General features: G+C 46.4%; 10 protein-coding genes. 8 read left to right on the top strand and 2 right to left on the bottom strand.

Going from position 1 to position 12,137, the window contains the following annotated elements:
- Positions 1–14 precede the first annotated feature (14 nt).
- From rplS to rnhB, 3 genes are all read left to right on the top strand, one after another.
- Positions 15–536, top strand: coding sequence for a 50S ribosomal protein L19 (gene rplS, locus LRM44_RS04210; RefSeq protein ID WP_445083025.1), 522 nt, complete (start codon positions 15–17; stop codon positions 534–536).
- Between the two features lie 68 nt (positions 537–604).
- A complete protein-coding gene (locus LRM44_RS03065) occupies positions 605–1,102 on the top strand; it encodes a hypothetical protein (protein WP_243803704.1) in 498 nt (165 codons plus the stop codon).
- The gene (rnhB, locus tag LRM44_RS03060) at positions 1,086–2,075 is read left to right on the top strand and encodes a ribonuclease HII (protein WP_243803703.1); all 990 of its coding nucleotides are present in this window, start codon (positions 1,086–1,088) and stop codon (positions 2,073–2,075) included. Before LRM44_RS03065 ends, rnhB begins: the two co-directional genes overlap by 17 nt.
- Positions 2,076–2,188: 113 nt before the next feature.
- Here the strand turns inward: rnhB and LRM44_RS03055 are convergent, their stop codons facing one another.
- Together LRM44_RS03055 and LRM44_RS03050 are read right to left on the bottom strand one after the other, a co-directional pair.
- The gene (locus LRM44_RS03055; RefSeq protein WP_243803702.1) at positions 2,189–2,599 is read right to left on the bottom strand and encodes a hypothetical protein; all 411 of its coding nucleotides are present in this window, start codon (positions 2,597–2,599) and stop codon (positions 2,189–2,191) included.
- Between the two features lie 270 nt (positions 2,600–2,869).
- Positions 2,870–5,371: a M1 family metallopeptidase gene (locus tag LRM44_RS03050; protein ID WP_243803701.1), complete on the bottom strand. Its 2,502-nt coding sequence runs from the start codon at positions 5,369–5,371 to the stop codon at positions 2,870–2,872.
- Positions 5,372–5,391: 20 nt separating this feature from the next.
- Here LRM44_RS03050 and LRM44_RS03045 point away from each other — a divergent pair, with 20 nt between their 5' ends.
- From LRM44_RS03045 to radA, 5 genes are read left to right on the top strand one after another with little or no spacing between them, the layout of a single operon-like run.
- Positions 5,392–6,084, top strand: a complete 693-nt coding sequence (locus tag LRM44_RS03045; RefSeq protein ID WP_243803700.1) for an HNH endonuclease family protein — start codon at positions 5,392–5,394, stop codon at positions 6,082–6,084.
- Between the two features lie 23 nt (positions 6,085–6,107).
- Positions 6,108–7,322 (top strand): transcription termination factor NusA, encoded by a 1,215-nt coding sequence (gene nusA, locus LRM44_RS03040; RefSeq protein ID WP_243803699.1) that lies wholly within the window; start codon positions 6,108–6,110, stop codon positions 7,320–7,322.
- A gap of 40 nt (positions 7,323–7,362) precedes the next feature.
- Positions 7,363–9,819: an ATP-dependent Clp protease ATP-binding subunit gene (locus tag LRM44_RS03035; RefSeq protein ID WP_243803698.1), complete on the top strand. Its 2,457-nt coding sequence runs from the start codon at positions 7,363–7,365 to the stop codon at positions 9,817–9,819.
- Positions 9,803–10,783: a hypothetical protein gene (locus LRM44_RS03030; protein WP_243803697.1), complete on the top strand. Its 981-nt coding sequence runs from the start codon at positions 9,803–9,805 to the stop codon at positions 10,781–10,783. The genes LRM44_RS03035 and LRM44_RS03030 overlap by 17 nt, the downstream gene beginning before the upstream one ends.
- Positions 10,783–12,132, top strand: coding sequence for a DNA repair protein RadA (gene radA, locus LRM44_RS03025; protein WP_243803696.1), 1,350 nt, complete (start codon positions 10,783–10,785; stop codon positions 12,130–12,132). Before LRM44_RS03030 ends, radA begins: the two co-directional genes overlap by 1 nt.
- The last annotated feature ends 5 nt before the right edge of the window (positions 12,133–12,137 follow it).

The following is a 12,137-nucleotide window of genomic DNA, read 5'->3' as shown; positions in this document are numbered from 1 at the left end:
AGATAGGAAAAATTATGAGTTTTGATTTAATCAACAAAATCAACCAAGCACAAAAAAAGCAAGCAGTTGTCGATGCTCGCAGCGGTGACACAGTTCGCGTTTACCAGAAAATTAAGGAAGGCAACAAAGAGCGTATTCAGATGTTCGAGGGTGTTGTCATCCGCACCGACAATAAAAAATCACACACATCACGAATTACGGTTCGAAAGATTGCTTCAGGCGTTGGCGTTGAAAAGTCATTCTTGATACACAGTCCGCTAATTGAGAAGATCGAGATTGTTCGTCGCGCTAAGGTTCGTCGCAAGTTCTTGAGCTTCCTTCGCCAGCGTAGCGGTAAGTCAGCTCGCTTGACGGCTAAGAATTTCGATCGCGCTGCTGTTAATGACATTCATGACGCTAAGGCAGAAGCGGAAGCTGAACGCTTGAAGGAAGAGGCTGCTCAGGCTGCTGCTGCAAAACAAGCTGAAAAAGATGCCGCTCAGGCTGAACTTGACGCTAAGGCTGCCGAAGTTGCAGCTCGCCATAAAGACGCGTAATTGTCAATTGGTCTATTGTTAAAACCGTCTCTTAATCTGAGGCGGTTTTCTCATGTTATAATCTCAATATGGCAATATTTCATTATATATCCGTCCTTGTTCCGACGATTTTAGCTGTGGTGGCTCCTTATGTTTTGAAGAAAAACGGCTTTGATAATGAGCGAAAATATCGCTGGCTACTCTACGTAGCGTGTTTGTTGTTTTTCATATCTTGGTATTTGCCATCGCCGTTAATTGACGGGCAGGATACTAGTTTTACGACGCACTTTGTGGGCGGTGGGCTATTTACGGGGCTATTCTGGGCGTATTTGGTTTCGTCGATGAAGTGGCGAGTGTATTGGCTGGTGATGACGTTTTCAGTATTTGCTTTAGTCTCGGCGCTGGGTTGTATTAATGAGTTGGCGGAATTATTTATGGTCAAGGTGGGCTTGGCGAACATAAAATTGGACGACACAAATTGGGATATTTTGGCGAATACATTAGGCGCGGCAACGGTTTGGATTGGCTGGATTATTGCTGATTTTATGACGAAAAAGGGAAGATTGTCGGGTGATTCTGGGAATTGACGAAGTCGGGCGCGGCGCGTGGGCTGGACCGTTGGTGATTGGTGCGGTGGTTTTGGGCGGCGCTGAAATTGAAGGGCTTGATGATAGTAAAAAATTGACCAAAAAACGACGTGAATTGCTTGATGAGGAAATTCGCGAGCAAGCATCGGCTTGGGCGTTGGGTTGGGTTTCTGCTGAGGAGCTGGATGAAATAGGAATGAGCGAGGCGCTTAAGTTGGCTACGCGGCGCGCAGTCAAAGAAATTCAAGCGAAATGCCAGAAAAGCGGCTCGAAGTTTGATGAGATTATTATCGATGGGACGGTCAATTTTTTGGCGGGTACACTGCTAGAAAAGTACGTAACAATTATAGCGAAAGCCGATGGTCTGATTCCGAGTGTTTCGGCGGCGTCGATTATTGCTAAGGTGGCTCGTGATAAATTTATGGCAGAGCAGGATAATATTTATCCGGGATATGATTTTTCTTCACACGTTGGTTATGGAGTGGCGAAGCACCGAGCGGCTATTGATAATCTGGGCGTAACTCCGCTGCATCGGCTGAGTTTTGCGCCGTTGGCTAAATATGCTAATGTTGAGGCGAATTCGCAGAATGTATCTGATGACGGAAAATCTAAAAACCAGCAAAAAGACACGACGCGTCAAATTGGCGATAAAGGTGAGCAGGCGGCGGCGGATTGGTTGGTGGCTGATGGTCATGAGATCATAGAACGGAATTGGCGAACGCGATATTGCGAAATTGATATTGTTAGTAAAAAAGACAATGTTTTATATTTTACAGAGGTCAAATATCGGAAAAATGACAATTTCGGCGATGGCTTGGCGGCAATTACAAATAAAAAACAGCAACAAATGCGCTTTGCTGCTGAAATATTCATTTCTAAAAATGCGCAGTATGAAAGCTGTGATATGCAAATGCTGGCAATTTCTGTCGATGGAAATCCGCCCGTAGTTGAAGAGTGTGTGGTGTTGGAATAAATTGTTCGCTTTCGTCGTTTTCGACTCATCAGCATAGACACGCATCTATGGAGCGAACATGACAAGTGAGAGAGTTGGGAGTCTCTACAGACTCGCCATGTTCGTTTAGGGGACTAGATATCTAGAACATCTAGCCTTTGGATGTCAAATCGTACATGTACGATAGCCGATCCCGGAGTGTGTGTGCTCTTCTGCCAGTCGGGGACCCAGCCTCCCCGGCCGTCGTATTCAAAACTTACGTCTTGAATACGATCATCAACCTGCCTGAGCTTCTGTAGCAGTTTGATTTTGCATTCCTCGCTACATACAACTGACCATGTAACTGTTGGAGTATCAACTAGTTGGATGCCGGGGTACCTGCCATGATCAAGATAGTATTTCCTGACCAGAAGGCTGAGATGTGCAGCGATTGACGCTAGGTTGTCGGGGCGAAGAAATATTTCTATTTCTTGCCTCTCCGCCTCATTCTTTCTGGCGAGGGCTGTCTTACGTTCTTCAACGATATCTTTCGTAATGATAGACATGGTCAAACTCTCTCCTCATCTGGGCGAACGCCCGTGCTGGAAGCACTGATCGACGCCCGGATGGCACGACCGAAAATGAGGTTTCGGGATACTTCTTAAAATATCGCAAAATCTCACCTCCAGTTTATAAACTCTCTCAACTTGTCAAGGTGCGCTTTCGGACAAGGATTTACTCGACTTGTCAATGAAAGCTGTATTCATTTATATCACTAATAAAATAAAATGTCAATAGATTTTGTCAAAAACCGTAAAATAATGCGACCAAATTATTTACAACGCGGAAATAACCGCCTCTTTGTCTCGTTTAATCAGCTCAACTCGCGCGGATATTTCGGTAATTCCCAGCTTAATCGCTCTGGTGAGGGCTGGAATATCCATCATCGGCTCAAAGAATTGTTGAAAGTCGTTAAGTTCGTCGGTTGTCAGTAGGGCTGTGGCCGCATAGCGAATGAAATCGTCGTAACTTTTATCTTCGCCAAACGTACCTTCGACCCACGCCCAGTTCTCCTTTAGCCAATTCCAAGCAATCTGGCGGCTTTCTCTGGTGCGAATCAAATACACAAACCAACGGCTGGCGTCTTGTGGGCGGATAATATTGGAATCTTTAATATTGGCAAGAATTTTTTCTGCTGTTTCAGGGTTTTTGGTGGAAGTCAGTCCAATTGCAATATCATTCTGCAGGTCATTTGACGGCGTGTTTTTATACGTGGCAAAGAGATTTTCAATCATCTCTGGCGTCTCGAAATGTCTTACGTTTGTGCTGATAATTAAAGCTCGAATTTCTGTCGGTAAGTCTTCCAGTTTATTGTTATCAAATCGCGTTTTCGCCTCATTCAAAACTTCTTCATCTTCGCTATATATCATCAAACTCAAAGCCGTGGTGCGTCGTTCGCGGTCGTCGTCCGATTCGCCAGCTTTTTCGTCCCAGCCCAATTCCTCAAATGTGGCGCGCGCAAATTCTCCAGAAATTTTCTTTAATGAATCTCTGGCGGTGTCATTGTCATCGACGAATTTTCGCAGTTCCGTCAAAGCGCCGGCCGCCATACCGAAGACTTTTTCGTTGGTTTCGGTTTTTAGCGACAATGCCAATGGAAGTAGTGACGCCGAATTTTCAAATCCAGCGCGGGCGAGTATTGTCGCGTCCTGTAAGATGCAAATCTTATCCAGGGTTGGCAACTCTGTAATGTTTTTCAATAAATATTCGCGAGTGGATTCGTCATATTTGGTGACGAAGTGGGCGCTTAAGCCGCAGTTTAATTGCAATGGCTTTTCAATAGAAACGGTGGTTTCTTTTTGATCCAAGATTTTTACGTCAAGCGGTTGGTTTGCGAATAATGGAATCGGCCATAACGCGTCGGATGGTTGGTGCTCGCCGATGAAGAATCGTTCCTGACTTAAAATCGCCGCGTTGTGACTGGTTGAAACTGATATGACAGGAAGGCCAGGTTGGGAAATCCAAGTGTTCATTAGATTGACGATTGGCTGACCACTCGCTGATTCCAATTCTTGCCATAAGTCATTTCCGACGGTGTTTTTATACGCGAATTTTTCAAAATATGATTTAAGACCAGCGCGAAACGCTTCTTCACCGATAAGTTTTCTAACCATAACAAGCAGCCGTCCGCCTTTGGCGTAGACGATTGCTGGGTCGAACAAAGTGCTGATTTCATCTGGGTGATTGACGTCGGCTTGAACTGATTGAACGCCGTCCAAGCTGTCGCGCCTGAGCGCGGTCGTTACTTCATTCGTGGCAAAATCTTCCCACATATGCCAATCCGGCTGGAGCGCGTCAATTGCTACATATTCCATCATATTGGCAAAGCTTTCGTTGAGCCATAAATCATTCCACCAATTCATGGTAACGAGATTGCCAAACCATTGATGGCTAAGTTCGTGCGCAATCACAGTCGCGATAAATCGTCTGGATGATTCTGGAGTCAATTCCGGGTCCGCAAGCAAACAACTTTCTCGGTAAGTGATTAAACCCCAGTTTTCCATGGCGCCAGAGGAAAAATCGGGAAGAGCGACGTGGTCGGATTTTGGCAATGGGTATTTGACGCCGAAATATTCATCATAAAAATCAATTGAACGAGTGGCGATGTCTAGCGCAAAATCTAAGGTATTTTCATTCTGAGCTGGCGTTGCCCAGACGTTAATCTCGACGCCAGATTTGGTGTGGGCAGATTTTTTGTGCAATTCACCGATGACGAAAGCCAGAAGATAACTGCTCATTCGTGGGGTTTTCTCGAAAGTTGTTGTGAGTGAATCGCCGTTTTCTTCTTCGCTTTTTACGGGCATATTTCCTAAAACTGTTATTCCTGTTCGGGTGACCAGTGTCAAATCATATTCAGCTTTGGCGGCTGGTTCGTCAACGCAAGGGAAAACTTCGCGGGCGTGGTGTGATTCAAATTGAGTTGCGAAAAGCTGTTTTTTAACGCCGTCGTGAGTAAAATAACAAGGATACAAGCCGTGCATTGCGTCGGTGATGGTTCCGGAAAAATTGATACAAACTATGTGGTTGCCGCTTTTAAGTTCAGGTTGAAATAATCTCAATTCGTCAAACTCACCAAATGAAACGTCGGCGGGCTGATTGTCGATTGTGGCTGATTGAACTGTTAAGCCTTTGGAATGTAGCGAAATTGATTCGCTGGTGGACTCGCCAGAAATGATAACTGTGCCAGAAAATTCTTTTTCCTCGGCGCGCGTTAAATCGAGAGTTAAGTTGTAATGATTTGGTGTGAATGTGTCGAGTAGGCGTGGAACTTTAGTCATAGTTTAATTATAATACAGCCATGAGGGTGAATAAAATACGACGTCGGCAAGTGGTGATTGCGCTGGTAATTCTGATAGTCGGCGTGGCGGTTTGGGCTTCGCGAATTTCACAACCCGAGCCTCAGACAATTCAAGCTTCAACTCAACGAGAATTATTTGGCAATTCGAACGCCAAAGTAGAATTGGAAAAGATAGAAGTTAAAGGACGTGCGCCAAAAACTGGTTATTCCAGAAAGCAATTCGGCAATGGCTGGGGTAAAATTAACGGCTGCTCTGTGCGGGAAGTGATTCTGGCTCGAGATTTGACGGATGAGAAAATTGATGAAAAATGTCGAGTTTTGTCGGGTGTGCTGAATGATCCGTACACCGGTCAAACAATTCAATTTCAGCGCGGCGAAAAAACCAGCTCTAAGGTTCAGATTGATCACGTCGTGGCTTTGAGTGATGCTTGGCAAAAGGGTGCGCAGCAAATTTCTCCAGAAGAGCGAGAGAAATTGGCGAACGATCCGTTAAATCTGTTGGCGGTTGACGGCCCAGCGAACCAAGCCAAAGGCGACGGCGATGCGGCGACTTGGCTACCGAGTAATAAACCTTTTAGATGTCAATATATTGCGCGACAAGTGGCTGTGAAACGAAAATATCGCTTGTGGGTAACGGAAGCTGAAAAAAACGCAATGTCGGGAATTTTGGAAAAATGTACTGAAGTAAATTGACAAAATGAAAAATTTTTAATACAATGAGAAAGTACTCATCCGGCCGGCAGGTCGGAGTTTTTCGTTTATGGAAGTTTGAGACGGAAAAAGATATAATTAATAAGAAGGAGAATGTAATGGAAGACTTGAACATTAAGCAGTTGACGTTGGCAGTTCGTACGATTGCTGAGGAAAAAAACTTGCCAGAAGAAACAGTTTTGAGCGTGATTGAACAGGCGATTGCGGCGGCTTGGCGTCGTGATAACGGCACACGTGACCAGTTGGTTCGCGCAAGCTTGAATATCAATAACGGTACGGCTGTCGTGTCGGTTGTTAAAACTGTTGTTGAAGAAGTTGAGAATGACGCCAATCAAATCGACCTAGAGGAAGCTAAGGAGATAGATCCTGCGGCTGAACTTGGCGGTGAAGTTGTGATGGAAACTCATAACGTGACGACTTTTGGTCGAGTTGCAGCCCAGACTGCTAAGCAAGTGATTTTGCAGCGTTTGCGCGAAGCTGAGCGTGAAGTTGTTTTGGCGGAATTTGAGGATAAAATCGGTACGGTTGTTATCGGTACGGTTCAGCGAGTTGAGCCACGTGTCGTGCGAATTGAGCTTGGCAAGGCTGTCGGAATTATGCCTCAGAGTGAGCAAATTACTGGTGAATATTATGGTGTTGGTCGTCGAATTAAGGTTTACATTAAGGATATTGAGCGCGAAGGCCGCGGTCCGCAATTGATTCTTAGCCGTGGCAATGAAGAGTTTGTGCGATTCTTGTTCAATCAAGAAGTTCCAGAGATGGAAACTGGTGCGGTTGAGATTAAGGCAATCGCTCGCGAGGCTGGTCGCCGAACTAAATTGGCGGTTTCTTCAGCGCTACCTGGCGTTGATCCAGTTGGTACGTTTGTTGGTGGTCACGGCGCCCGCGTTCAGGCTGTGATGAATGAAATTGGTGAGCAGGAAAAAATTGACATTATTCCATACGAGGAAGATGCGGCTGGATTTATTGCTAATGCGATGAGCCCGGCAGAGGTTTTGAGCGTGACTGTCAATGAAGACGAGAAGCGTGCGACGGTTTATGTTAGCGAAGATCAGCAATCAATAGCAATCGGTCGTGCTGGACAGAATGTTCGCTTGGCAAGTCGATTGACTGGCTATGAGTTAGACATCGAAGCAAAAGCTCCTATTAAGGCGGAGCCAAAACCTCGAAAGAATATTGAGGATAGCTTGATGAGCGTAGTTGAGGAGGTGGCGGAATAAGCTGCCTTCTGCGAATCGCCGAAAACGAAAGGAGGGCGATATGTCAGAAGATTTTTCTGAATTAGAACCTCGGCTGACGGAAACGGCTCGAGCCAGTTTGGGGCGGGCTGGTTTTCTGGCGCATAATGAGGGGAGTGAATATGTTGGCACGGAGCATATTTTGCTTGGTGTGTTGGCGCAAAATTCGTCATTGGGCGCAAAGATTTTGGCGGAAAATGGCGTAACTTTGGATCGAGCGGAAATGGCGTTGAACCTGACCGCAAAGCCGCTGGTGATTACGATTGTAAGTAAGGGTTTGAGCGCTGAAGTCGTTGAATTGATAAGAATTGCCTGGCAACTAGCGGTTGAATTTGGACAGGAAAAAATTGGCACGGAACATATAGTTTATGGAATGCTGCAGCAGCACGAGGCGCGAGCGACTAAATTGCTGCGGGATATGAACGTTGACATTGACAATCTGCGTGGAAGTTTGGAAGATGTGTTTGATAAACAGCAGTTTGAATCTCTGCAGAGTGAGCGTAGTACGACAAGTAAAAACTCCGGCGATTTGCGAGTTTTGGAGAAATTCGGTGTCGATTTGACGCGGCGTGCCAGTGAAGGATTTTTGGATCCGGTGATTGGTCGAGCGTCGGAAATTCAGCGAATGATCACGATTTTGGGTCGGCGGAGTAAGAATAATCCAGCGCTGATTGGCGAACCTGGCGTCGGTAAAACTGCGGTCGTTGAGGGCTTGGCACAAAGAATTGCTGATAATAAAGTCCCTGAATTTTTGAAAGGTAAGCGACTTTTTCAATTGGATTTGACGGCGATGATTGCTGGGACGAAATACCGCGGGCAATTTGAGGAGCGATTGCAAAAAGTTCTGGCGGTCGCCAAAAAACATCAAGAAGTTATTTTGTTTATTGACGAGTTGCATCTGTTGGTTGGCGCTGGTTCGGCCGAAGGTTCGATGGACGCGGCGAACGTATTGAAGCCAGCGTTGTCGCGAGGCGAGGTACGGCTAATTGGCGCGACGACGTTTGATGAATATCGAAAACATATCGAAAAAGATGCCGCGTTGTCACGGCGCTTCCAGTCGGTGACGATCAATGAGCCATCGCCAGAAGAGGCGGTAGAAATGATGCGAGGTTTGAGAGGAAAATTAGCTAAGCATCATCAAGTTCAGATTCCTGACGAAATGTTGACTGAGGCGGTGGATTTGAGTCAGCGTTACGTGACGGAGCGATTTTTGCCAGATAAAGCGATCGACGTGATTGACGAGGCGGCGAGTTTATTGAAGTCTAGTTTGCCAATAAAATTGTCGCGTAAGGACAAGTTGGCTCGCCAAATTAAGCGATTGGCTGGGAAAATTGACGCCGCGGTCGAGGCTGAAAATTACGAAAAGGCTGCAGAGTTTAAGATGCAAATGAGGCAATTGGAATTGCAAGCCGAAGCGCTGAAAGATGAAGTCAGTGATGAGCCGGTGTTGACTGATGAATATTTGCGTCGAGCGGTTTCGGCAATGACGAATATTCCGATTGACAGATTATCGTTGAATCAGATGAAGGATTTGATCCGCCTGGAGAAGCGGCTGAGCCAGAGCGTTCTTGGTCAGAATGAAGCGATTGAGCAGCTGGCGCGCGCGATTCGTCGCAATAAAGCTGGGCTAAATCGTCAGAGTGGGCCGCTTGGGTCGTTTATCTTTCTGGGTCCGACTGGAGTTGGTAAGACGGAATTGGCGCGAGTTCTGGCGCGTGAAGTTTTTGGCGGCGATGATAGCTTGATTAAAATTGACATGAGCGAGTTTTCTGAACGTCACACGGCTAGTCGTCTTATCGGTGCGCCGGCTGGTTATGTTGGCTATGAGGATGGCGGGAAATTAACGGATAAAGTTCGTCGTCGACCATATAACGTGGTGTTGTTCGATGAGATTGAAAAGGCGCATCCTGACGTTCTGAATTTGCTTTTGCAGATTTTGGAGGACGGCAAGTTAAGCGATTCTCACGGACGAACGGTGAGTTTTCGGCAGACGATTATCATCTTGACAAGCAACGTCGGCGCCGAGCAAATGATTCAGGATTCGGAGCTGGGATTTGGCATGTCTGGGCAGAAAAAGTCGGCTAGCGAAAATCGTCACGAGAAAAATTCGCGTGCCGCTCTGCGTGAGCTTGAGGAATTTTTGCGCCCAGAATTGATTGGCAGATTTGATAACGTGATTACATTTAAGCCGTTGTCTCGCTCGGTCGTACGAAAGATTTTTGACAATCTCACGTCTGACTTGATCAAAGCTGTTGGTCAACATGGAATGACGCTTGATATTACTTCTTCGGCGAAGCGTTGGTTGATCGATCGGGGATTTGACGAGCAACGCGGCGTGCGAGTTTTAAGACGAACAATTCAGTCGGAGCTGGCGGATCCGCTGAGTGATGTTTTATTGTCCAATAAAGCAAAACCTGGCGACACGCTGGAGGCTAAAATTGATAATGATAAGGTGGTGATTAATGTCAATCGTGCGTAGAATATTCAGCGTCCTTACGCCGATAATTGTACTTTCTGTTGCGGTTTTTGTGATGGCGAATCGTCAGCAAATTATTGATGAGATTACGCTGTGGCAATATAAGCCGAGTGCGGAAATTGTTGCTATTGCTGACCGCGTAAAGATGTCGGATGTTGGCAGGAAAATGTTCTATGTTTCTAATCCGCAAATCAAATCGGCGAACGAATTTAACGAAGATTGCCGTCGCGTGGAAAAGGGAAATGCGATTTTGGGTTGTTACAATCCGTCGTCTAGGGATATTTATATTTATAACGTGGCCAATTCTGAGCTTGACGGCGTGAAAGAAGTGACGGCGGCGCATGAGATGTTGCACGCTGCTTGGGAAAGGTTGGGTGCGTCGGAAAAATCTCATTTGAGCGAGCTTTTGGAGCAGGCTTATAATAATGTGAAAAATAAGAAATTGTCCGAGCGAATGGAGTATTATGATCGTGCGCAACCTGGAACGAGAGCTAACGAGTTGCACTCAATTCTGGGGACGGAATTTGCCGATTTGGGCAACGAGCTGGAAGAATATTACCGACGATATTTTACGGATAGATCCGAAGTCGTGAAATTGCACGCGCAATATCAAGAAAAATTTGAATCCAGGGAAAATGAAGCGCAGAAGTTGAGTGAGTCGTTGAAGGTCCGGAAGGAAAAGTTGAACAGAGAATTATCGCAATATTCAACTGATTTGGCGGATTATAATGGTCGCGTGGCGGACTTTAATCGGCGAGCGGGCATTAGCGGCGGATTCTTGTCGCAGAGTGATTTTTATAGCCAACGCCAAGCCTTGAAGGCGGAGCTTTCGGAGTTGAACGAAAGGCGTGTCAATTTGAATTCTGAGATCAATTCTTACAATTCTGATGTTTTGCGGCTCAGGGAGTTGGGTGTGCAGATTGATGAATTGAATAAAAGTTTGGATAGTTTGGAGGGGGCGAAATAATGGCGAAAGCTAGAAGTCAATTTGTTTGTCAGCAGTGCGGGGCTAGCTTTTCAAAGTGGGCTGGCAGGTGTGAAAATTGTGGGGAATGGAATTCGCTAGTCGAGCAGGTCGTTTCTTCTGGCGGGTCATCTGTTGTCGATAAATCTGCCGGGCGCGGCAAAGCCTTGAAAACGTCTAGTATTCGTGAGGCTGTCTCTGAGCCTGGATTAGAAAGATTAAGCACGGGAATTGATGATTTGGACGCTGTTTTGGGCGGCGGTTTTCTGGTTGGCGGCGTGGTGTTGGTAGCGGGTCAGCCAGGAATTGGGAAAAGTACGCTTTTGGCGCAAGTTGCGGCACATATCGCCAAGACAAAATCGGTGTTGTATGTAAGCGGCGAGGAGTCAGTTTCTCAGGTGAAGCTTCGTGCGGAGCGTTTGGGTGCGGCTGATTCGGAAAAAATGCAACTCGCCTCCAGTAATAGCGCGGAAGATATTGCGGCGTCAATTCAGCAAGGCGGGTATGATCTGGCGATTGTCGATTCGGTTCAGACAATTTCTCTCAGCGAGATTTCCTCGGCTCCGGGGTCGGTTAGTCAGATTACCAACTCGTCAAATGTAATTATTCGTGCCGCCAAAGCTTCGGGCACGGCGGTGATTTTGGTTGGTCACGTCACCAAAGAGGGTTCGATTGCTGGGCCAAAGATATTAGAGCATTTGGTGGACGTTGTGCTGAATTTTGAGGGTGATCGATATGGCGGTTTTCGAGTTGTTCGGGCGCAGAAGAACCGATACGGATCGACTAATGAAGCGGCGATTTTTGAGATGGACGAGCAGGGGTTAAGAATCGTGAAGAATCCGTCGGCGGAACTTCTGGCGGAGCGTCAGAATCTGGATGGGTCAATTGTGCTGGCAACCATGGAAGGTGCACGTCCGCTTTTGGTGGAAATTCAGGCGCTAGTTAATTCGACGAATTTTGGCTATCCTAAGCGCACGGCGAGTGGTTTTGATCTGAATCGATTGAATCTGTTGGTGGCGGTTTTGGAGAAGCGAACGAAGTTAAAATTGGCGGACAAAGATATTTATGTCAATGTGGTCGGCGGGCTGAAATTAAATGATCCAGCGGCCGATTTGGCTGTGGCGATGGCGATTGCTAGCGCTAGCGCTGGACGAAGTCTGGATGAAGGTGCTGTGGTGTTTGGCGAGATTGGTTTGGGCGGTGAGGTTCGCTCGGCGACGAATTGGCAAGCTCGAATTAAAGAGGCGAAGAAGCTGGGCTTCACTTATGCGATTGCGCCAAAAGTTCATAAAGATAAATTTATAAAAGGCGTCAGTGATATGCGACAGGCGCTAATTGACTATTTACAATAGAAAGG

The sequence above is a fragment of the Candidatus Nanosynbacter sp. HMT-352 genome, from assembly GCF_022819385.1.
In the GTDB taxonomy this organism is placed as follows: Bacteria; Patescibacteriota; Saccharimonadia; order Saccharimonadales; family Saccharimonadaceae; genus Nanosynbacter.
This window is presented reverse-complemented; position numbering and strand designations above follow the sequence as displayed.